Raw genomic sequence first — 21,201 nt, 5'->3', positions numbered from 1 at the left:
CCCACGATAGTTTCGAGAGCCGGTCCCGCGCTAAGTGAGGCCGATCGGAGGGTGGCGTCCCGGGCTCGCATAGCCCGGACGCGGACCGCGAGGAAGGTGAGACGAAGGTGGTCAGCGGTCGACCGGTCGGGCGTGATCGCAGGCACTCGCGAGGCACCATGAGCAACGCCGCCGGCGGTCAAGCTGGCGGCGTTGATGAGCAAGTTGGCGGGGACCTCAGAACGGCGGGTCGTCGAGTTCGAGGTTCGGGTCTGGTTCGACGAGGTTGTGCCTGGAGCGGTCTTCGTAGAAGCGGCTGATCTGATCGCCGTAGCGCGCTTCGAAGAGATCGAAGAGGTATTCGAGGAAGTGGTAGATCTCGACGGCGGCATCGTCGCTGAGCCTGGGCAGCGGCACGTCGTCGAACCTCTTTGGTGTTGAGGCTTTCTTCATTGCAGCTCCGCGATGGCCAGTTGCAGGACCTCGTCCGGCAGATGGTTGAGCCCCTTGGGCACGGCCAGTCGCATGGCGGTGCACAGGATGCGCCCGGCCTGCCGGGGCAGGCCCTTGGAGGCCTGGCGCAGGATTTCCATGCCCGAGGTGGAGACGACGGTGTGCTGGCAACCGGCACTCGTCAGGGCGTGCTCGATGAGCGCGGCGAAGCGTTCGCGCTCCACCACGGGCTTGAGCTGGACGCGGGCCTGGATGCGGCTGTACAGCGCGGCATACGGCGCACGCTCGAGCATCTGCGCCAATGCCACATGCCCGACGAGCCAGACGGTGATGAGGTCGCGCGAGTCGAAGGCGAAGTTCAGGAACGCGGGGAAGTCGCGGAAGAACTCGCACGGCAGGTTCTGCGCCTCGTCGATGATCCACAACGGCGTCACCTGCTTGGTGTCGACCAGTTCGTGCACGCGCTGCTTGATGTCGCGCCAGAGCTGGGCGCGCCGGTAGCTGGGCTCGATCCCCAGGGCGCGCGCCAGGCCGCGGTAGATGTCCACGCGCCCGAAGTCGGTCTCGGCCTGGTAGAGCACCAGGTAGCGGTGCGGGTTGAGCGCGCGCGTGAGGCTGCGCAGGGCGGCAGTCTTGCCCACGCCGGGCTCGCCGGTGAGCAGGCCGATGCCCGGCGATTGCAGCAGCCAGTTGAAGCGCTGGGTGAGTTGTTCCAGGGCGCCGTCATCCCAGGGCTGGGCAACATCTTTGCCCAGCGGCGGGTGGCGCAAGCCGAAGTGCTGAAGGTACATGTCATTGCTCCTTCGTGCCGTGGTACTGGGCCAGGGCGATCTCCACCAGGTTGGGACCACTGCGCACACTGCCTGTGGCCACGTCGGGGTCGGGCTTGCGCCGGGTGCGGTGCTGGTTGGCGAGTTGATCGAGCTCGGTGGCGCTGCCCAGCGATGCACCAGCCTCGTCCTCGACGCCCACGACACGCTCGGCGTGCGGATCGACCACCAGCCTGACGGTCTTGCCCGAGAGCTCATAGGGCACCTCGAAGCGCCGGCCCAGATAGGACACCGTGCCGTCCTTCCTCACGAAGCGCGGCACCCGGTGGTGGAACAGCGCATCGAGATGAGCGGCCTTGGCACCCAGGCTGCGGATCCTGGGCAGGTCGCGCTGGTAGCGCGCCAGCGGCGTCATGCCACCGAGGCCGCCGTGCGCCGTCTGGTGGTAAATTTGCTCAAGCCAGGCCCACAGACGGGCATTGAGATCGCCCAGGCTCGTGATGTGGCGCTCGTCAATCTCCGTGAGGAATTGATCCCGACATGTCCGATGCCAGCGCTCGAGTTTCCCCTTTCCCTCTGGGGCATAAGGGCGGCAGAAGATGAGATGGATGCCCAGCCGAGCGCACAAGCCCTGCAGGGTGTGGGCCCGGTAAGCGGCGCCATTGTCGACAACGATTTTGGTTGGCACTCCACGACGCAACAGCGCTTGCTTGAGCACCCCTTGGACATCGAGCGCGGTCTCGCCCAGGCAGAACGCGCTGTGCGCGACCAGTCGCGAGGCATCGTCGATCAGCGACACCATGTAGGTCTTGCGCAGCTGCCCCTTGACGGGAACACGCGGGCCGTGCATCACGTCGCCGTACCAGATCGAGCCGGCGAACTCGGCTGTGAAGCTGCGCTTCTCCTCGGGCAGGCTGGCCGAGCCGGCCATCTGCGACAGGCCGTGCCGGTGCAGCAGCCGATGAATCGCCGAGCGCGACAGACTCTGGCTCGCCACGATTCCGGCGACTTCGAGCAAACGCAGGATCTGGCGGATCGAGCGCCGCGGATTGTCCCGCTTGGCCGCCAGCACCGCCTCCTGGATCGCCGGCGCGATCTTGGACTGACCGCGGTCCGCACGGATCTTGGGTTCCAGCCCATTGATGCCCTCGCGGCGCCATGCGTAGTACCAAGCCTGGATGGTCTTCTCGCCCAGATGGCGGCGCTGCGACTGGGGAATGGCGTACTCGCGCTGCGCAAGTTCGCGGATCACCTGCTGCAACTCGCCACGCTCGAGTCGTTCGCGGCTGACCAGTGGCCCCAGCACGGACAGCCGGAACAAGGCCTTGGGATCGATTTGCTTCATGTCATGCACCTTCAGGTTGTGGAGGTCCGATGACAGCGGCGATCCGTCTGCGACGGCAGGGGGCAAAGTGTGTGGGGGCCCCGCCCGGGCGGGGCCTGCGCTGTCCGCGCGCGATTCAGGGGCGACTCATCACGGGACGATCAGGTCCCGGTCCAGCCAGGCCATGGCCTGCTGCAGCGACAGTCTGTTGATCACGTTGCGCCAGAACGATTCGTGATCGGCGAATCGTCCGAACTCCGGGAACCGGCTACGCAGGAAGAAGGCAAAGCCCTCGCTGCGACCCCGCAGCCAGTCCCTCCAGCGCCGCACGGTGCGGCGATCACGGCACGTGCAGACCGCGCAACGGTGCACCGAGCAGCCACTCAACACGAGCAACAACACCACCTGCTGCACGGCCCAGTCATACCAGCGCCGAGGCGCGATGCATGCCGGCAGCCGCGAGCACGTGCGCTCGCATGCCCGGCACAGGAAGCGCAGCACCGCCACCGGATTGAGCGACTCGCCGCGACCCGCGCCGCGATCGGCCTTGCGGTGATAGCAACCGTGTCGCCACAGCCCGCCATGCCGGCAGTGCGGGCACGCTGTCGGGCGGTAAGCCTCACCACCTTCGGCCAAGGCCTGAGCGTGTTGTTCGAGGCTGGTGATGCTCGCTAGAATCCGCTGCATAGGCTGGTCTCAGTTGCTTCGTGGTGCTTGGTAACTTCACGATAACAAAGGAGAACCGGCCTATCTTGTTTGCGCCTTGTCCCGGCCTTGAACAGGCTGCATTCTCAAGTCGGCTCTAAAAGTCCAAAGGACACCCGGCGACCGCAGGCCCGGAACAACGACGGACATAACACCAAGAAACCCACACAGAAGTCCCTGACCTCTTTCGCGCATTCCGTGTGCAAGGAGTACCCGAGCCCATCGAGACGTGTCCCTTGCTGTTTGTCAGTGGCGACCACCCAATTTTGGTACTCGTCGAGGTCCGGGAGCCTCTTGTTCTGATCGATGAAAGTCCGTGCGTAACGGGACACGATTTCGATGTGATCTTGCTCAGAAGGGCTGATTCGATGCGTCAGGTGCGTGGCATCAAAAAACGCGATGACAAAAATCGGTGCCGCGAGGATCAGAGCGGACCAAGAGATCGCCACGCAAAGGGGCTCCAGCAGGCGTGCCAAGATCGGCGTTCGGTTGCCCTCAACTTGTCGAGCTTTTGCCATTTGGGTTGTGCCTACGTGCAAAGTGCGAAATTGCTGCCGCAGGCTATCGCGGGCGGATTCGCGCTTGATGAAGTCCGAATGAAGTCTTGCGGCGCATCCGACCCGTTTGGGTGGCTTTGCGACCCAAACGGATTCACACACTTGGATGCCCGCACTTGGCCGGATTCTGCCGCACAGCGGTCGCGCCGACGCGTCCAAGGCGCTCAACAACCCAGTCCATTTCCGATCGCTACCCAGCGCGGCATGGCAGGCGGGATTCAGTTAATGATCTCTCCCATGCCTACGCGTATGCGCTCCCTGAGCTGCTGGATGTACTCCGCGTCAAAGAGCTCCCAGGTCTCCAGTTCGCCCACGATCCGAAGCGGATCCCGGCTGCGGTACGAGCGTGTGGGATTGCCCGGAAACTTCTTGTCGGTGACGTTGGGGTCGTCCTCGAAGGAGCCCGTGGGTTCGACGATGTAGACGCGGCGACGGCCGTCGCCCCTCGCCATTTCGGCGGCCAGCCCGGCACCTTTTGGCGTGGCGGTGAAGTAGATGTGGTTCATGACGACGCGGCCGTCGTAGTTTGAGCGGAAGCCTGCGGTGAGCAAGCCGCCCACCTGGAGGTCCGCTCGCGTGCCGTGGAAGTAAGGGCCGGTGTCCAAGACAGCCATCGCGGGTCGCTCCTCTGCAGAACGGAAAGCCGCAGAGTCTACTCGGGTCGATTTTCACGTGAGCCGTCATGAGTGAAGACCCCGTGTGGATGTTTCGCCTCCGCCGTCGCATGCAGGCGTCCCTTCACCCGTTCGAAGAGCAGGAAGCCCAGCCGGCTCTCGGTATGCGAGAGCAGCCGGCTGACGGCGGGAATGGAGACGTGGAGCAGTCGCGCCGCACCGCTCACCGAGCCGGTGATCATCACCGCGCGGAATACCTCGATCTGTCGCAGGTTCATGCTTGAATTTGCAGCCCAAGGTTGAACCGAACTACGCGCCCCGGCCCCCTTGCCGTTTCGGGTGCTGGTCAAGCGTGGCCGGCATGTTCGAAAACTTGATTCCCGAAGGCATGGCGATAGCGGTTGCGGACGGTGAGTACAAAGATATTCAGAATTATCCCCGCCTGACTGGGTATTCAGGCTTCAGAGAGCGCTCCAGGTTGTCCCGAGAAACCCGAGCAGCCGTTGCCGGGAATCATGAACTGCGAGCTGCAGGGCAGGCCGGGGCGGGTTGTGCCGCGGCAGGGGTTGAGGCGATGCGTGCGACGGCCTCCTTGAACGTAGGCACATCGGGCGGTCAGCTCAGCCGCCAGCTGAACCCTTTTCAGGCAACAAGGCGTCCATGACGAAACGCGTCGGTCCGCTGGCGCCCCGGTCGCTGACCGCGAGACCGAGCTGCCGCCATAGAGCCGGGCTGAGCGGACGCATGGCGATGCGAGGGTCGCGCGCCTGCTCGTGCGACTCCTCCGGGAGCAGAGCCGCTCCGTAGCCCGCGGCGACCAGTGTCCTGATCGCGTCGTTGTAGTTGAGCTCGATGCGCGGCCGGCAATGGACGCCAGCCGCGGAGAACCATTCCGCGGTCAGCCTGTAGAGACGCGTGGAGGAGTCGTTCATGATCAACGGCTGCTGGGCCAGCCACTGCGGAGTCAGCCGCCTCGGTGCCTTCCAGTCCGCCGGCAGGAAGGCGACGACAGCCTCGCGCCGCAGGGGCGTGACATGGACGCCCCGCACGGGTGTCTGCGGCAGCGCCACGACCGCCAGGTCCAGGCTCGCCTGCGGCGAGCCGGGTCATGCTTTCGTTGGAGGTCAGCACCTGTACGTTCACGTCGATGCCGGGATGGTTGCGGGCAAGGCGCCCGAGCGCGGGCGGCAGCAGATGCGCAATGGCACCCGTCGAGGCACCAACCCGGACGCGGCCCGTTTGGCCGGCGAGCTGGCGTCGGACGTCCTCCACTGCGTCGTCCGCGTCGGCCAGCAGCCTGCGGGCACGCGCGATGAACCGCTCTCCCAAGGCGGTCGCTTGCGCGGGCCCCCGCCCGCGAACGAGCAACTGGCCACCCAGGCGCGACTCCAGTTCCGCGATCTGGACGGTGACCGTGGGCGCCGCCAGGTGAAGGGCGCGCGCGGCATTGGCCAGGGAGCCGAGGTCGGCGATGGCGACAAGGGTGCGTAGATGGTCGAGGCTCAGTTCTCGCATGGCGCCAATTTAACTTTTCTTAATCCTGGGTTCCATATATTTAGCTGGAGCCATCGAGGTCGGATGCCTACGATCGCGCTCCATGGACCTCAATATCTTCATCGACGGCGATCAGGGCACCACCGGCCTTGACTTGCAGAACCGGCTCCGGGGTGGGGAATTCCGCATCCGCACATTGCCGACGAACCTGCGCAAGGACGCGGCTGCCCGACGGGTCGCTCTCAACGAGTGCGACATCGCCATCCTTTGCCTGCCCGATGCAGCGGCGCGCGACGCGGTGGCGATGATCGAGAACCCTTCGGTGCGCGTTATCGACGCCAGCTCGGCTCACCGCACCAGCCCGGGCTGGGTCTACGGCCTGCCCGAGCTCGATGCACGGCAAGGCGAACGCATTGCCTCGGCGGCGCGGGTCACGAATCCAGGCTGCTATCCCACCGCTGCGGTCGCCCTGCTGCGACCGTTGACGGATGCGGGCCTCTTGCCCGCCGACTATCCGCTTGTCATCCATGCCGTCTCAGGCTATTCGGGTCAGGGCAGGGCGGGGGCGGAAGCGCACGAGGCCGGGACGGGAGCGCATTCGTTGAAGGTTTACGGCCTTGCACTCGAGCACAAGCACGTGGCGGAAATCGAGGCCTACGCCGGCTTGGCGGAGCGGCCCATCTTCGTGCCGGCCTATGGCAGCTACCGGCAGGGCATCGTGCTCACCATCGGATTGCACGAGCGAATGCTTCCCTCTGATGCCTCGGGCATGCGCATCCACGAATGCCTTGCGCAGCGATACCGCGATGCGGCGCACGTTCACGTACAGCCGATGTCGTCTGCCGTGCCGATGACCGAACTGGACCCGCAAGTCCACAACGGCTCAAACGACCTGAGTCTGGCCGTTGCATGCAATGAGCGCACAGGTCAGATCGTCTTGGGCGCGGTTCTCGATAACCTGGGGAAGGGGGCCGCGGGGGCGGCTGTGCAGAACCTGCGATTGATGGCCGCTATCGAACCCGCTTCGGAACATCGCCGATGACGGTCGCGCGCATCATGTGACGTTCCGAGGGGTAGTAGTCGGACACCGCGTAGTGCTGAACTGCCCGGTTGTCCCAGAAGACGATCGTGTCCGGCTCCCAGTGCACACGCACCTGGTATTCCGGAATCTTGGCCTGACGCACGAGCAAGTCGAACAACTCGCGAATCTGGGTCGGTGTATCCATGCCCCAATCCGAGCCCAGAACTTCCCGGTAGTTGGCGATGTGCGTGGTGTGGATTTCGTTCACGTACAGGATCAGCTCCCCGGTTTCAGGATGCGTGATGACCACCGGATGTTCCACAGAACGATGTCGATCCCGATATGCGGCACGTTCGTTCGGATCCATCTTTTTGAACAACGCGACATTGATGTCATTGACGGCCACCATGCTGTCGATCTTCCGCTTGACCTCCTCCGGCAACCCGGCGTAAGCCTGAACCATGTTGCAGAAGATGGTGTCTCCTCCAACTTCCGGGCACTTGATGCAACGAAGAATCGAACCCATCGAAGGCTTCTCGTAGAACGCGGTGTCGGAGTGAAAGAGGTTCTCGGCGCCCTTTCTTTCCCGGGAAGACTTGAGTTGAACAAGTTCGGGGAATTCCGCGTTGGCGGCCAGCAGCGGATTTTGCGTCTCGAGATGGCCGAACTTTCGAGCGAACGCCACATGCTGTGCGGCGGAGACAGGCTGACGCCGAATGACCAGCACTCGGAAAGCCAACAGCAGCGCGCGAATCCTGGCAATGCCGTCGTCATCGAGATCCGGCAGAAACAGGTCCTGCAACTCCAGACCGAGCGACGGGGCCAATCGACGGGTCTTCCAGCCCGAGGGCAATCCTTCGAGAGCGTGCTTCATGGCCGGGCTCGATTCGACAGGTGTCCACTGCGAAGCCATCTCATCTGCAATGCTTAATGACATTTTTGTCTCCATTCAATCTATTGATGCAATTCAACGAGCGGAATCCCGGGCTCGATTCGCGCAGTCTTCTCTTATTCCGCAGTTACTCCCGAAACCTTGATGAATTCCTGCCAGCGCGGAACCTCCGCTTCGAGGAACTTGCGGAACTCCGAGGGTGATCGAACCGCTTGTCTCCCCCCAACCTGCTCGATCAAGGCCGTGTACTCGTCGGTTTGCAGGATGGCCTGCACTGCGTTCCAGATCTCCGCGATCTTGTCCGGCGCGACACCGCTTGGCGTCAGCAGGCCGACCCATGGCACGACATCGAATCCCGGAAGCCCCGATTCGGCAACCGTGGGAATCGATTCGTGCTTGGGCAGCCGCTTCGCGCTGCTGATTGCCAAGGCCTTGATGCGACCGCCTTGCAAGAGCGGCGTCGCAGCAGCCACCCCTTCGAAGGTCACCTGAACCTGGCCTGCGGCAAGGGCCGTCAGGGATGGCGCGGCTCCCTGATAGGGGACGTGCACAAACTTCAGCTTGGTACGCCGGAGGAACTCCGTCATGGCGAGATGCGAAACGCTTCCTACGCCCGGTGACGAAAAACTGATCTCCCCTGGATGGCTGTTTGCATAGCTGACCAGGGACTCGACCGAATCGATCGGCAGCCTGGAATTGACGAGCAGCAGCAGCGGGGTGTCGTAGAGCGTCGCGACCGGCTCGAAGTTCTTCAGTGTGTTGTATCTCACGGCCTTGAAGAGGATCGGATTGATCACCAGCGCTGAAGATGCGGAGAAGGTCAGGGTGTTCAGGTCGCCGGTCGATCTGGCAACGTTGCCCAGCGCGATGCTTCCGCTCTGACCTGAAACATTCTCGACAAAGAAATTACGGTCCAGTTTTTTGCTCAAGGCGGATGCCAGGTATCGCCCCACCGTATCGACGGATTGACCCGGTGGATAACCGATGACGATTCGCGCCGAGCGCTGAGAAGCGTCGCTCGCCTGCGTCTGCGCCTCTGCATGGCCGGACATGCAGATAGAGAGCAGGCCCATCGACGCAGCAATCCACAAGAACAGGAATCGAACTTTCATCCGTTGTCTCCATCGTTGCTCAAAGAGATTGCGCCCGAATCACGTGCACGCACCGCGTGCGTCTGCGCTCAATTGCCCGAATGGCTTGTCACGGAACAATCATCGAACTGGGGTGAGGACTTCGTCCAATACCGTTTGACCGGGCAGGCATACGAGAATCGTATGGGGCGCCCGAGGCTGTCGAAGCGGCGCCGCACCGCGTTCAGGACTGCACATGAGCCAGATCGATCCGAGGAGTCTTCGCCAGTTCGTCGCCGTCGCCGAGGAACGCAGCGTCAGCTGGCCAAGGGGCTGCCGGACATCGAGCTGCAGTACACCGAGCTCATCGCCTTCAGCGCGCTGAAGGCCGTGCTGGACGCCGGCGTGTCGGTGGCGCTCGGCTTCCCGCCGATCGTGGCACTGCTGGTGAGCAGCCGCACAATCGGCTCCGGGCCGCTGATGGCTGTGCTGCACGAGGATTCGCCGCTCGCGCGCCAGCCTGTGGTGTCGCTGCGCAGCCTGGGCGGGTTGGCTCGCGCCGTCCAACTCGCTACGCGGCCTGCAGCGGCCCGGCGAGCTTGTAGGTATTGAGGAGGAGGCCGGACGGCGTCGTCTTGGTGCAGGCGAGTTCGAAGGAGCACCCCGGGGTTCCTTCCGCAAAGAGGCGCTTCCCCGTACCTACCAGCACCGGATAGACGATCAGCATGACTTCGTCCGCAAGCCCGTGTTCGAACAGCGTCGATGTCAGCGTTGAGCTGCCCCAGAGGACCAGGTCCGGGCCAGCCTGCGACTTGATGCGCCGCACGCCCTCGACCGGGTCCGGCCCGACGCCCTCGAACGGCCCCCACGCGAGGCTTTCCGGGCGATGGGTGACGACGAACTTGGTAGCCGCATTCAAGCCATCAGCCATCGGACTGGCCGGCGCCTTCGGCCAGTAGTCCGACCACATGTCGTAGGTGCGCCGGCCCAGCAGCAGGTCGAAGCGCCCGCCGTGCGCGGCGAGCACCTCGTCCCGCCCGGCGGGAGTCCGGTAGGGCACCGTCCAGTCGGCATACGGAAAGCCGTCTTCGCCGGAGGACTGGATCACGCCGTCGAGCGACACGTGCTCCATGATCTTGAGCTTTCTCATTCGGGTCTCCGTGTTTGATTGTTGGGCTTGGAGGGGATGAGGATGCTGAACCGTCATCGGCCTTCGCGCAACTCCATCGGCATGGAGGGTTCAGGCATCGCTCGCGCGCCATCCGTGGCGCATCGAAGCGCTCGGGAGTCTGAGGCGAGCCCGCCAGATCCGCCCGGGCCAGCTGGAAGCAGTCTGTTCCGGCAGGAGGCACCACGCCCGTCTGCGCCGAGCTGGTCCAGATGTGCGAGCTGATCGCCCTTCACATCGGCGGCATCCTGTCGAACTTGGGCAATGCCGGGTCCAGAAAGTCCCATCGATGCCCGCGCACGGCATATGTGACCGCCTGCGGCTTGTACCGGCCAGGGTCGTCGAGGCTCGCGGCGTGCACGGTGAAGATGTCGGGCATCGCCGCAAAGGTCATGTACACGGGCGACCCGCAGGCGGGGCAGAAGGCCCGGGTCTTGACGTTGCCGCTGTCGCCGACCATGTCCCACAGCGTGGCCTGGCCGCTGTGCTTCACGCCGCCGCGCGGGAAGGTGAGGTACGAGCCATGGCCGGTGCCGCTCTTGCGTTGGCAGTCGCGGCACTGGCAGTCGTTCTGGAAGATGGGCTCGGCTGAAATCTCGTAGCGGACTGCGCCGCATGCGCAGCCGCCGGTGTAGGGGTGGGTCATTTCCTTGTTCCTTCGAGGTGTGTTTTCCGGCGGATCTGGCCGGGTGCAGCCAATCTAGCGGGGGCACGCGTGTCGCGGGGAGTAACAAGTTCGTCGTGAGTCGCTGCGCCGAGCCGGCTGGATGCCGGGGCCGCCATTTGAAGTGCTTACAACTTCGGCGCCGCTCAGGGCGCTGCCAGACGGTAAAGTTCCCGCCTCCGGTTTCGGATCGTCCGCGGCCCTTTTTTCCACCGCCTCCCGTTTTCCCGCTCGCCCCCATGTCCAACCTCATCGTGCACGGCGGAACGCCGCTGCGTGGCCGCGTCACCCCCTCCGCCAACAAGAACGCCGTGCTGCCGGTGCTCTGTGCCACCTTGCTCACCTGGGAGCCGCTGCGCCTGCACGGCGTGCCCGACATCACCGACGTGCGCAAGATCCTCGACATCTTCCGCACACTGGGCAGCGACGTGCGCATGGACCACGACACCGGCACGCTCGAGCTGCACCACCGCGAGACCGCCTTCGACGCATCGCGCCACCGGCTGCCCGAGGAGATGCGCTCGTCGATCATGCTGGTGCCGCCGCTGCTGGCGCGCTTCGGCGTGGCGCGGCTCGAGGACAACGTCAAGGGCTGCACCCTGGGCGTGCGCGAAATCGATCCGCACGTGGAGGTGTTCCAGCGCTTCGGCGGCGAGGTGGAGCGCACCGAAGGCTCGCTGCTGGTGCGCAGCGCGGGCCGCCTCACGCCCACGGACCACTGGCTGGACTACGCCTCCGTCACGACCACCGAGAACTTCGTGCTGTGCGCGGCGGCCGCGGGCGGTACGTCGACGCTGACCAACGCTGCGTCGGAGCCGCATGTGCAGGAGTTCTGCCGCTTCATGGCGATGATCGGCGTGCGCATCGAAGGCATGGGTACCTCGCGGCTGACGGTGCACGGCGGCGGCACGCTCAAGGGCGGGGAGTTCCGCTTCGACGAAGACTTCCACGAGATCACGACCTTCCTGGCGCTGGGCGCTATCACCGGCGGCGACGTGGTCGTGCGCAACAGCGCACCCGAAAACTTTCCGCTACTCGACCGCACGTTCGCGAAGTTCGGCGTGCAGATCGTGCATGAAGACGGCTGGTCGCGCGCCATCCGCAGCGGCCCGCTGAAGGTGCAGACGCCATTCACGAGCAACGTGCTGACCAAGGTGGAGGCGGCGCCGTGGCCTTACTTTCCGGTGGACCTGCTGCCGATCTTCATCGCGCTGGGCGTGCGTGCCCAGGGCAATGCGATGTTCTGGAACAAGGTGTACGACGGGGCGCTGGGCTGGACGGGCGAGCTTTCGAAGTTCGGCGCGCACGTGTTCTCGTCTGACCCGCACCGGCTCATTACCTTCGGTGGCAATCCGCTGACGCCGGCCGTGGTCGAGAGCCCGTACATCATCCGGGTGGCGATCGCGCTGTTCATGGTGGCGGCGAGCATCGAAGGGCGTTCCGAGATCCGCAACGCCACGCCCATTCGCCGAGCCCATCCGCGCTTCGTGGAAAACCTGCGCAGCCTTGGCGTGCAGGTGGAGTGGACGAGCGAGGAATAACTGGCGGGGTTGGTGCCGCAGTGCCCGCCCGTCAGAACGACGGAACGGGGTTGTGCCCTTCGGTCAGCACATAGGCGCCATTGCGCCAGGCATAGACCAGCGTGCTGTCGATGGTGAGCACGCGGCGGTTTTTGGTGCCGCTCGTTTTTTCGCCCTTGAACGCGATGCGCATCTCACCCGGCTCTTCGTCAGTGCCCAGCGTAAAGCTCGGCGTGCCGCTGACGTCGAAGCACGCGCCGCGTGGCGGCTCTTCCGGCTTGCCGGGCCTGGGCACTTTCTCGCAGGACTCGTCGGCGCCTTCATTGGTGGCCGACAGCGCAATGCCCCTTGCCAGCACGCGCACCTTGCCCGCTTCGAGCCCATACACCGACAGCCACTGCCCGCAGTAGCCCTGCCAGCAACTGCCGTGGGCAATGGTCAGCGCAAAGCGCTGGGGCGCGATGCGCTCGACCTTGGTGGTGCCGAGGTTGCCCATGAAGCCGAGGTAGTCGACAGCGTCGCTGCGGCTCGCGAGCTTCCAGCCCTCGGCGCTCTGCTCGAAGAAGTAGGCGCCGAGCCATGCGCCGTTCACGTGGCCGTTCATCGGCTTGCCCCGGTCGTCGAGCGGCACGGTCTCGGTCAGCATGACGGCGTGCGTATCGTCCAGCCGCACCACTTCGCGCGGCGACACCTGAGCCTGTTGATCGGCCTCGCTGCCGGGCACTGTCTTGCCCTCGTTGGCCCTCTCGGGCAGCGAGACGGTGTCGGGCTGTCGGGGCGAGGCGCCCGGGCCCTGGGAGTCGGGGAACACCAGCGCCATGAGTTCGGCTCGCTTGAGCGTGGCAGATGCGGTGGGGCGAGGCACTGGTGGTGCAGGTGATGCTGGCGGTGCCGCGGGGGCAACGGCCTCGGCGGTTGCCACGGCCACTGCGGCTTCGTCCGGCTGCGCGTCGGCGGTGGTAGCGGGGGCTTCTTCTTTCTGCGGGCAGCCGCCGAGCATGACGAGGCTGGCGGTGGCAATGGCAGCAGCAATGGTGCGCTGCAGCGGCCGCGAGTGAGCGGGCCGCGTCGGGTTCAGGATGGGCATGCGCGCGATTGTGCCGAAGCCATTTGGCGATGATGACCCCGCCGCCGCCGCAACCTCCGGCTTGGCAGGAGAATGGCCGGCAACCGGCGACACACGAACAAGGAGCGCTCCAAATGACCACGCTGCAACAACTCATCGGAACGGACCTTCCGCTCATTCAGGCTCCCATGGCCGGCGTGCAGGGCAGCGCGCTGGCCATCGCTGTCAGCAATGCCGGTGGCCTGGGCTCGCTGCCTGGAGCCATGCTAAGCCCCGACGTCATGCGCAGCGAACTCGCCGCCATTCGCGCGGGCACCAGCAAGCCCTACAACGTCAATTTCTTCTGCCACACGCCGCCGGTGCCGAGCGCCGATCGCGAAGCGGCCTGGCGTACCGCGCTGATGCCGTACTACGCCGAGTTCGGCATCGACGCGGCGAACATTCCCACCGGCCCGGGGCGCAACCCTTTCAGCGCCGAAGTGGCCGATTTGCTGGCCGAATTCCGTCCGCCGGTGGTGAGCTTTCATTTCGGGTTGCCGTCCGAAGCGTTGATGGCGCAGGTGCACGGCTGGGGTGCGAAGGTGCTGGCATCGGCCACCACGGTCGAAGAGGCGCAGTGGCTCGAAGCGCGCGGCGTGGATGCGGTCATCGCGCAAGGGCTGGAGGCCGGTGGGCATCGCGGTCATTTCCTGTCGCACGACCTGACGAGGCAGCTCGGCACCTTCGCTCTGCTGCCGCAGGTGGTGCATGCGGTGAAGGTGCCGGTGATCGCGGCCGGCGGCATCGCGGATGCGGGCGGCGTGGCCGCGGCCATGGCGCTGGGCGCGGCGGGCGTGCAGGTCGGCACGGCCTACATGCTGACGCCCGAGGCGACGACCAGCACGCTGCACCGCGAGGCGCTCAAGGGCAGGGCAGCGCGACACACGGCGCTGACCAATCTCTTTACCGGCCGACCGGCCCGCGGCATCGTGAACCGCGTGATGCGCGACCTGGGGCCCATCGGCGAGGTCGTGCCGGAGTTTCCGCTGGCCACCTCGGGCATTGCGCCGCTGCGAGCCAAGGCCGAAGCGCAGGGCAGCGGCGATTTCTCTCCGCTGTGGTCGGGGCAGAACGCAACCGGCTGCCGCGAGGTGCCGGCGGCCGAAGTTACCCGCGCGCTCGCGCAAGGCTTTCACGCAAACGTCTGAAGAACCATTGATGCCTCAACTTCACTTGCCCCTCAAATTCCTCGAACACGCGGCCCGGCCGGAGGCCCGCGAACCCTGGCTGCTGGTGCTCATGCATGGCGTCGGCAGCAACGAGCAGGACCTGTTCGGCCTCGCGCGGCTGATGCCGCCGCAGTTCCACGTGCTGAGCCTGCGCGCACCGTATGTGCTGTCGCCCGGCGCCTACGCGTGGTTCGAGTTCCAGGTACTGCCGAACGGCGAGCGGCAGATCAACGAAGAGCAGGAGCGCGAAAGCCGCTTCCTCGTCGGCGAGATGATCGCCTCGGCCTCGCAGCAGCTCGGCGTGCCGGCCGAACGCGTGGTGGTCGGCGGCTTCAGCCAGGGCGGCATCATGTCGCTGTCGCAGCTGCTCACCAAGCCGCAGAGCGTGCGTGCCGCGATGGTGTGGCACAGCCGGCTGCTCTCGCAGGTGGTGCCGCACATCGCGCCGCCGGAGGCCTTCGAGGGCAAGGCGCTGTGGGTGAGCCATGGCAGCGCCGACAACGTGATTCCGCCGAGCGCCGCGCAGGCCACGCGCGAACTGGCGCGCGGCCTTCCGCTGGCGCTGTCGGGCTCGGACTTTCCGGGCGCGCACGAGATCCGCCCGGCCGAGCTGCAGGGTTCGATTGCCTGGCTGCAATCGCTGAGCGGTTCCGCCGACGCGGCCTGACCGCGCGGCCTGCACGGCACGGGGGCGACACAGGGCGTTACGCGGCCGTGGTGCCATGGAGCGCCCGATTGGTGCAACATGACCGGTCTCTCCGCATCACACACAGCCTTAGCAGAAGGAAAGTGCCGCCATGTCCGACCGAGATACCCCCGGCTCCGGGGACGACTCCCCTGAATTCCGGCCACGCCGCGAAATGCCCATAGGCGCCATCGTCGCCTTCATGCTGGTGTTGCTCGGGACGGCCTTCGTCGGCTGGCGCTGGTATCAGCAGCAGCAACAACTACCCGAGGCCCCGCCGGTGGCCGCGGCGCCGAACGATGGGCTCGCGCCCGCACCGGCACCCGTGCCCGCGCCCGAGTCCCTGGAGCCGCGCAACCCCATCGACGCCATTGCCGTGCCCGACACGGGGCTGCCGACCGTCACCGATTCCGATACGCGCGTGATGAAGGCGCTCGTCGACCTGCTCGGCAGCAAGAACGTGGCCGACTTCCTGAGGTTCGACGGTGTCGTGCGCCGCTTCGTGGCAACGGTCGACAACCTCGCGCGCGAGCAGGCGCCCGCGAGTGCGTGGCCGGTGCAGCCGGCCAGGCAGCGCTTCATCACCGCAGGGCAGGGCGAGAAACAGGTCATCGCGCCCAACAACGCCGCGCGCTACAACGCCATCGTGCTGTTTGCCGAATCGGTCGATCCGGCGAAGGCGGCCAAGACGTATGCCCGGCTCTACCCGCTGTTCCAGCAAGCCTATGAAGAACTGGGCTATCCGGGGCGCTACTTCAACGACCGGCTCATTGCCGTGATCGACCACCTGCTGCAGGCGCCGGAGCCCGCCGGCCCGGTGCAGGTGCGGTTGGTCGAGGTGAAGGGCAATGTTCCTTCGCAGCGGCCCTGGGTGCGCTACGAATACGCCGATTCGCAGTTGGAGTCGCTCTCTTCCGGCCAGAAGATCATGGTGCGCGTGGGGCTCGAAAACGAACGCAGGCTGAAGGCCAGCCTGCGCGGTTTTCGCGAGCAGATTGCCACGGCGGGCCTGGCGAAGAAGAAACAACCCTGACCCGCACGGTGCGCCGTGTAGGCGCGGACCGATTGCATGCCGCGCGGATGCCGCAGATGATTTGTTCCCAAGACCAAGATCTCGAGGACAAACGTATGAACCCGATGAGCGTCGACCTCTACCAGAGTGCCACCGATCCGGAGAAATTCCTCGCGCTTCCCGCGGGCACCGATCCTGCCGAACTCATGGGCCCGATGACCTTCGACCAGGACTACGCGCAGGTCAAGCGATACCAGGAGGCATTCCAGTTCAACCCGTCCGAGGCCTATGCGGGCGTCAATGCGGCCAAGATCGCCGCGGACATCCTGACCGTGAAGTGGGCCATCTATCGCCGCGAATCCCCACCGAAGAAGGGCGCCGCGGCGCGGCGCGGCTGACCCCGCCTGCGGGCCTTCTCAGGCCTCTTCGGTTTCCTGGTATTCGCCCACCGGCACGCAGCTGCAGAACAGGTTGCGGTCGCCGTACACGTTGTCGACGCGACCGATCGGCGGCCAGTACTTGGCCTGCTTGAGCTCGGCCAGCGGGAACGCGCCCAGTTCGCGCGAGTAGGGATGCGGCCACTCGGTGCCGAGCAGGCTCGCAGCCGTGTGCGGCGCGTGCTTGAGCGGGTTGTCGTCCTTCGGCCAGACGCCTTCCTCGATGCGGCGGATCTCGCCGCGGATGGCGATCATCGCATCGACGAAGCGGTCGAGCTCGGCCAGCGGCTCGCTCTCGGTCGGCTCGACCATCAGCGTGCCCGGCACCGGGAAGCTCAGCGTGGGCGCGTGGAAGCCGTAGTCGATCAGGCGCTTGGCCACGTCCTCGGCGGTGACGCCGCTGGTGTCCTTGAGCGGGCGCAGGTCGAGGATGCACTCGTGCGCGACGTGGCCGTTGGGGCTCGCGTACAGCGTCGGGTAGTGGTCCTTCAGGCGCGCGCTGATGTAGTTGGCGCTGAGGATGGCCGTTTCGGTCGCGGCCTGCAGGCCCTTCGCGCCCATCATGCGGCAGTACATCCAGCTGATCGGTAGCACCGCCGCATTGCCGAGCGGCGCTGCGGAAACCGCACCGACGCCGTTCGATGCGACGCCGGCCGTCGCATGGCCCGGCAGGTACGGCACGAGGTCTTCGACCACGCAGACCGGGCCCACGCCCGGGCCGCCGCCACCGTGTGGAATGCAGAAGGTCTTGTGCAGGTTCAGGTGGCTCACATCGCCGCCGAACTCGCCCGGCGCGGCCACGCCGACCAGTGCGTTCATGTTGGCGCCGTCGACGTACACGCGCCCGCCGTGCTCGTGCACGAGCTCGCACAGTTCCTTCACGCGCGTTTCGAACACGCCGTGCGTGCTGGGGTAGGTGATCATCACGGCGGCCAGGTTGGCGCTGTGCTTCTCGCAGGCGCGCTTCAGGTCGTCCATGTCGACGTTGCCCTGCGCGTCGCAGGCCGTCACCACCACCTGCAGGCCCACCATCTGCGCGCTGGCCGGGTTGGTGCCGTGCGCCGACGACGGAATCAGGCAGATGTTGCGGTGGCCTTGGCCCTTGGCCTCATGGAAGGACTTGATGGCCAGCAGGCCCGCGTACTCGCCCTGCGAGCCGGCGTTGGGCTGCAGGCTGATGCCGGCGTAGCCGGTGGCTTCGCACAGCCATGCGCGCAGCTGCGCGTCGAGCTGCGCATAGCCCTGCTGCTGCTCGGCCGGTGCGAAGGGGTGGATGTTGGCGAACTCGGGCCAGGTGATGGGGATCATCTCGCTGGTCGCGTTGAGCTTCATGGTGCAGCTACCCAGCGGGATCATGCTGCGGTCGAGCGCGAGGTCCTTGTCCGACAGGCTGCGGATGTAGCGCAGCATCGCGGTCTCGCTCTTGTGGGTGTTGAACACCGGGTGCGTGAGAAAGGCGCTGGTGCGGCGCAGGTCTTCGGGAATGAGCGGCACGGTGTTGGCGGCCAGGTCGTCGAAGCGCGGCATCGGCGTGCCGGCGGGCACGAACAGCGCCCACAGCGTCTCGATGTCGGCGCGCGTGGTGGTCTCGTCGAGCGAGATGCCAAGGTGCTGCTGCAGGCGCTGGCGCAGGTTGACGCCGCCCGCCTGCGCGCGCTCGATGATCGCCGCCGTGTCGTCGCCGGTGCGGATGGTCAGCGAGTCGAAGGCCGTGGTGTTGACCGGCTCGCGGCCCATCTGCGACAGGCCCCGGGCGAGGATGGCCGTGAGCGCCGCCACGCGCTGCGCGATGCGCGTGAGCCCGTCGGGCCCGTGGTACACGGCGTACATGCTGGCCACCACGGCCGGCAGCACTTGTGCGGTGCAGATGTTGGAGGTGGCCTTCTCGCGGCGGATGTGCTGCTCGCGCGTCTGCAGCGCGAGTCGGTAGGCGGGCTGGCCGTGCGTGTCGACGCTGACGCCGACCAGGCGGCCCGGCAGCGAACGCTTGAACGAATCGCGGCAGGCCAGGTAGGCGGCGTGCGGGCCGCCGTTGCACAGCGGCATGCCGAAGCGCTGGGTGGTGCCGCAGACGATGTCGGCGTCGAACTCGCCGGGCGCGACCAGCAGCGTCAGCGCCAGCAGGTCGGCCGCGACGATGAGGGCGGCGTCGCACTGGTGCGCGTGGCCCGCGAGCGGGCGCAGGTCGTGCACGTGGCCGGTGGTGGCGGGGTATTGCGCAAGCACGCCGAAGAATTCGCCGCTCACCATCAGGTGCGGCAGCGTTTCCGACACGGTGCTCACCTTCACCTCGATGCCCAGCGGCGCGGCGCGCGTCCTGATGACTTCGATGGTCTGCGGATGGCAGTCGCCCGACACCAGGAACACGTTGCTCTTGCTCTTGACGCTGCGCTTGGCGAGCGTCATGGCTTCGGCCGCGGCCGTGGCTTCGTCGAGCATCGATGCGTTGGCGATGGCCATGCCCGTGAGGTCGCACACCATCGTCTGGAAGTTGAGCAGGGCTTCCATGCGGCCCTGCGAAATCTCGGCCTGGTAGGGCGTGTAGGCGGTGTACCAGGCGGGGTTCTCGAGCACGTTGCGCAAGATGACGCCCGGCGTGTGCGTGCCGTAGTAGCCCTGGCCGATGAAGTTGCGGAACACCTTGTTCTTCGACGCCATCACCTTCAGCTCGGCCAGCGCATCGGCTTCGGTCGCCGGTGCGGGCAGCCGCATCGGCTTCGCGCGGCGAATGGCCGCGGGCACGATGCCGTCGATGAGCTCAGCCCGCGTCTCCGAGCCGATCACGGGCAGCATGCGCGCCTCGTCCGCCGCATCGATGCCGATGTGGCGGGCGAGGAATTCTTCGGCGTTCTCTAGTTGTTGCAGGGAGGGGAGGGCGTGGCTTGACATGGCGGGGAAGTAGGGCGGAAGGGGCGGGAGCGGTGGTCCGTATTCAGCAGCGCATCAAGACTCGGCGGCGAACTTGTCGTACGAGGCCGCATCGAGCAGCGCGTCGAGCTGCGCCGGCTCGCTCAGCTTGACCTTGAAGAACCAGCCGCCGGCCAGCGGGTCGCTGTTGGCGAGCGAGGGGTCGGCGCGCAGCGCTTCGTTCACTTCGGTGATCTCGCCCGACACGGGCATGAACACGTCGGCCGCGGCCTTGACCGATTCGACGACGCCGGCGACTTCGCCCTGGGCAAAGGTCTTGCCGACTTCGGGCAGGTCGACGAACACCACATCGCCCAGCGCGTCCTGCGCGTGCACGGTGATGCCGACGGTGGCCGCGCCGCCTTCGGCCGAGACCCATTCATGGTCCTTGGTGTACTTGATGCTCATGTGAAAAACTCCTCGTGGAAAAAATGATGATCGGGGTGCGTAGCCTAGCCGCGGTAGTAGCGGGTGGGCACGAAAGGCATGGTCGAGACTTCCATCGGCACCGGCTTTCCGCGCACGATGGCCTGGATGCGCGTGCCCGGCTCGGCGAAGGCGGTGGCCACGTAGCCCATGGCGATGCAGCGGTCGGCGGTGGGGCCGAGCAGGCCGCTGGTGACGAGGCCGATGTCCTGGCCTTCGAACGATTGCAGCACCGTGCCGTCGCGCACCGGAATGCGTTCGAGGGCAACGAGGCCCACGCGCTTGCGCTTCAGCGTGTCGTGGTCGGTGTGGCCTGCCGCGCCCACGGTGGATGCGGTGAGCTGCGCCAGGATCTTCGCGGCGCCCGGAAAGCCGCCTTCGCGCGCGCCGCCGGTGCGACGCACCTTCTGCATCGCCCAGTTGAGCGAGGCCTCGACCGGCGTGGTGGTGGTGTCGATGTCGTGGCCGTACAGGCAAAGGCCGGCCTCGAGCCGCAGCGAATTGCGCGCGCCCAGGCCGATGGGCTTGACCTCGGGCTGGGCCAGCAGCAGGCGGGCGAGGGCGTCGGCGTCCTTGGCGGCCACCGAGATCTCGAAGCCGTCCTCGCCGGTATAGCCGCTGCGGGTGACGAAGGCGGGAATGCCGCCGATCTGCACCGCTCCGCCCGTCATGAACACGAAGCGCTCGACGCCGGGCGACAGCCGCGCCAGCGTGGCGGCGGCCTGCGGGCCTTGCAGTGCGAGCAGGGCGTGATCGGGCAGGGGCTGCACGTCGCAGCGGGCGCCGATCTTCTGCTGGATGTGCGCGATGTCGGCCACCTTGCAGGCCCCATTCACGATCACGAAGATCGAGTCGTGGCCTTCGTTGAAGAACATCAGGTCGTCGAGGATGCCGCCCTCGTCGTTGATCAGCAGGCCGTAGCGCTGCTTGCCGGCTGGCAGGTCGATCACGTCGACGGGCATCAGGGTTTCGAAGGCGGCTGCCGCATCGGGCCCGACGAGGCGCAGCTGTCCCATGTGGGAAATGTCGAACAGGCCGGCCGCATCGCGCGTGTGCTTGTGCTCGGCCATCAGGCCGGCGGGGTATTGCACGGGCATCGAATAGCCGGCGAAAGGCACCATGCGGGCGCCGAGCTCCAGATGGAGGTCGTACAGCGGCGTCTTGAGAAGAGGGGCGTCGGAGGGAGCGGAAGAAGCAGCCACGGGGCACTCCAAAGGGGCAGTCGAAAT

Annotated in this window: 21 protein-coding genes and 2 pseudogenes; 7 read left to right on the top strand and 16 right to left on the bottom strand. The window is 66.1% G+C overall.

Features of this window, described 5'->3' with window-relative positions; all coding sequences use genetic code 11:
• Nucleotides 1-216: 216 nt before the first annotated feature.
• From ACEOAB_RS17705 to ACEOAB_RS17670, 8 genes and pseudogenes are all read right to left on the bottom strand, one after another.
• On the bottom strand, nucleotides 217-432 hold the full coding sequence (locus tag ACEOAB_RS17705) for a hypothetical protein (protein ID WP_413751391.1): 216 nt from the start codon (nucleotides 430-432) through the stop codon (nucleotides 217-219).
• The gene (locus tag ACEOAB_RS17700; protein ID WP_495653010.1) at nucleotides 429-1,223 is read right to left on the bottom strand and encodes an ExeA family protein; all 795 of its coding nucleotides are present in this window, start codon (nucleotides 1,221-1,223) and stop codon (nucleotides 429-431) included. The genes ACEOAB_RS17705 and ACEOAB_RS17700 overlap by 4 nt, the downstream gene beginning before the upstream one ends.
• 1 nt (nucleotide 1,224) lies before the next feature.
• Nucleotides 1,225-2,547 (bottom strand): DDE-type integrase/transposase/recombinase, encoded by a 1,323-nt coding sequence (locus ACEOAB_RS17695; RefSeq protein WP_413751255.1) that lies wholly within the window; start codon nucleotides 2,545-2,547, stop codon nucleotides 1,225-1,227.
• A gap of 129 nt (nucleotides 2,548-2,676) precedes the next feature.
• A complete protein-coding gene (locus ACEOAB_RS17690) occupies nucleotides 2,677-3,213 on the bottom strand; it encodes a hypothetical protein (RefSeq protein ID WP_413751254.1) in 537 nt (178 codons plus the stop codon).
• 104 nt (nucleotides 3,214-3,317) lie between these two features.
• Nucleotides 3,318-3,749 carry a hypothetical protein gene (locus ACEOAB_RS17685; RefSeq protein WP_413750132.1) on the bottom strand — a complete coding sequence of 144 codons (432 nt, stop codon included), beginning with the start codon at nucleotides 3,747-3,749 and terminating at the stop codon, nucleotides 3,318-3,320.
• Between the two features lie 257 nt (nucleotides 3,750-4,006).
• Nucleotides 4,007-4,402 carry an NAD(+)--rifampin ADP-ribosyltransferase gene (arr, locus tag ACEOAB_RS17680; protein ID WP_413750131.1) on the bottom strand — a complete coding sequence of 132 codons (396 nt, stop codon included), beginning with the start codon at nucleotides 4,400-4,402 and terminating at the stop codon, nucleotides 4,007-4,009.
• Between the two features lie 92 nt (nucleotides 4,403-4,494).
• Nucleotides 4,495-4,680, bottom strand: a pseudogene (locus ACEOAB_RS17675) (LysR family transcriptional regulator); the annotation flags it as partial.
• Nucleotides 4,681-5,022: 342 nt separating this feature from the next.
• Nucleotides 5,023-5,917, bottom strand: a pseudogene (locus tag ACEOAB_RS17670) (LysR family transcriptional regulator).
• 82 nt (nucleotides 5,918-5,999) lie between these two features.
• Between ACEOAB_RS17670 and argC the strand changes: the two are divergent.
• Complete coding sequence (gene argC, locus ACEOAB_RS17665; protein ID WP_413750129.1) at nucleotides 6,000-6,938, top strand: N-acetyl-gamma-glutamyl-phosphate reductase; 939 nt, start codon at nucleotides 6,000-6,002, stop codon at nucleotides 6,936-6,938.
• Here the strand turns inward: argC and ACEOAB_RS17660 are convergent.
• Nucleotides 6,907-7,854 carry a TauD/TfdA dioxygenase family protein gene (locus ACEOAB_RS17660; protein ID WP_235507940.1) on the bottom strand — a complete coding sequence of 316 codons (948 nt, stop codon included), beginning with the start codon at nucleotides 7,852-7,854 and terminating at the stop codon, nucleotides 6,907-6,909. The genes argC and ACEOAB_RS17660 overlap by 32 nt on opposite strands.
• 71 nt (nucleotides 7,855-7,925) lie before the next feature.
• Complete coding sequence (locus tag ACEOAB_RS17655) at nucleotides 7,926-8,921, bottom strand: Bug family tripartite tricarboxylate transporter substrate binding protein (RefSeq protein WP_413750128.1); 996 nt, start codon at nucleotides 8,919-8,921, stop codon at nucleotides 7,926-7,928.
• A 15-nt stretch (nucleotides 8,922-8,936) separates the two neighbouring features.
• On the opposite strand from ACEOAB_RS17655, the gene ACEOAB_RS17650 reads away from it, so the two are divergent.
• Nucleotides 8,937-9,491 (top strand): type 2 periplasmic-binding domain-containing protein, encoded by a 555-nt coding sequence (locus ACEOAB_RS17650; RefSeq protein WP_495653009.1) that lies wholly within the window; start codon nucleotides 8,937-8,939, stop codon nucleotides 9,489-9,491.
• Here the strand turns inward: ACEOAB_RS17650 and ACEOAB_RS17645 are convergent.
• Nucleotides 9,451-10,029, bottom strand: a complete 579-nt coding sequence (locus ACEOAB_RS17645) for a dihydrofolate reductase family protein (RefSeq protein WP_413750126.1) — start codon at nucleotides 10,027-10,029, stop codon at nucleotides 9,451-9,453. The two genes, ACEOAB_RS17650 and ACEOAB_RS17645, sit on opposite strands and share 41 nt — an antisense overlap.
• A gap of 250 nt (nucleotides 10,030-10,279) precedes the next feature.
• A complete protein-coding gene (locus tag ACEOAB_RS17640; protein ID WP_413750125.1) occupies nucleotides 10,280-10,693 on the bottom strand; it encodes a GFA family protein in 414 nt (137 codons plus the stop codon).
• Nucleotides 10,694-10,950: 257 nt separating this feature from the next.
• Here ACEOAB_RS17640 and ACEOAB_RS17635 point away from each other — a divergent pair, with 257 nt between their 5' ends.
• Nucleotides 10,951-12,252, top strand: coding sequence for a UDP-N-acetylglucosamine 1-carboxyvinyltransferase (locus tag ACEOAB_RS17635; protein WP_413750124.1), 1,302 nt, complete (start codon nucleotides 10,951-10,953; stop codon nucleotides 12,250-12,252).
• Nucleotides 12,253-12,283: 31 nt separating this feature from the next.
• Here ACEOAB_RS17635 and ACEOAB_RS17630 read toward each other — a convergent pair whose 3' ends face one another.
• On the bottom strand, nucleotides 12,284-13,318 hold the full coding sequence (locus tag ACEOAB_RS17630; protein ID WP_413750123.1) for a hypothetical protein: 1,035 nt from the start codon (nucleotides 13,316-13,318) through the stop codon (nucleotides 12,284-12,286).
• 113 nt (nucleotides 13,319-13,431) lie between these two features.
• Between ACEOAB_RS17630 and ACEOAB_RS17625 the strand changes: the two genes are divergently transcribed.
• The 4 genes from ACEOAB_RS17625 to ACEOAB_RS17610 all read left to right on the top strand — a co-directional run bounded on the left by ACEOAB_RS17625 (nucleotide 13,432) and on the right by ACEOAB_RS17610 (nucleotide 16,600).
• Complete coding sequence (locus tag ACEOAB_RS17625) at nucleotides 13,432-14,484, top strand: NAD(P)H-dependent flavin oxidoreductase (RefSeq protein WP_495653008.1); 1,053 nt, start codon at nucleotides 13,432-13,434, stop codon at nucleotides 14,482-14,484.
• A gap of 10 nt (nucleotides 14,485-14,494) precedes the next feature.
• Complete coding sequence (locus ACEOAB_RS17620) at nucleotides 14,495-15,172, top strand: alpha/beta hydrolase (RefSeq protein ID WP_413750902.1); 678 nt, start codon at nucleotides 14,495-14,497, stop codon at nucleotides 15,170-15,172.
• Nucleotides 15,173-15,302: 130 nt separating this feature from the next.
• Nucleotides 15,303-16,223: a DUF3014 domain-containing protein gene (locus tag ACEOAB_RS17615; RefSeq protein WP_413750903.1), complete on the top strand. Its 921-nt coding sequence runs from the start codon at nucleotides 15,303-15,305 to the stop codon at nucleotides 16,221-16,223.
• Nucleotides 16,224-16,318: 95 nt separating this feature from the next.
• Entirely contained in the window at nucleotides 16,319-16,600 is a 282-nt protein-coding gene (locus ACEOAB_RS17610; protein WP_056591722.1) for a hypothetical protein, read from the top strand.
• An 18-nt stretch (nucleotides 16,601-16,618) separates the two neighbouring features.
• Here ACEOAB_RS17610 and gcvP read toward each other — a convergent pair whose 3' ends face one another.
• From gcvP to gcvT, 3 genes are read right to left on the bottom strand one after another with little or no spacing between them, the layout of a single operon-like run.
• The gene (gene gcvP / locus ACEOAB_RS17605) at nucleotides 16,619-19,528 is read right to left on the bottom strand and encodes an aminomethyl-transferring glycine dehydrogenase (protein ID WP_413750904.1); all 2,910 of its coding nucleotides are present in this window, start codon (nucleotides 19,526-19,528) and stop codon (nucleotides 16,619-16,621) included.
• A 54-nt stretch (nucleotides 19,529-19,582) separates the two neighbouring features.
• Nucleotides 19,583-19,954: a glycine cleavage system protein GcvH gene (gcvH, locus tag ACEOAB_RS17600; RefSeq protein WP_007834443.1), complete on the bottom strand. Its 372-nt coding sequence runs from the start codon at nucleotides 19,952-19,954 to the stop codon at nucleotides 19,583-19,585.
• 44 nt (nucleotides 19,955-19,998) lie between these two features.
• The gene (gcvT, locus tag ACEOAB_RS17595; RefSeq protein ID WP_056591726.1) at nucleotides 19,999-21,174 is read right to left on the bottom strand and encodes a glycine cleavage system aminomethyltransferase GcvT; all 1,176 of its coding nucleotides are present in this window, start codon (nucleotides 21,172-21,174) and stop codon (nucleotides 19,999-20,001) included.
• Nucleotides 21,175-21,201: the final 27 nt, after the last annotated feature.

The sequence above is a fragment of the Variovorax sp. Varisp53 genome (genome assembly GCF_059491555.1).
This window is presented reverse-complemented; position numbering and strand designations above follow the sequence as displayed.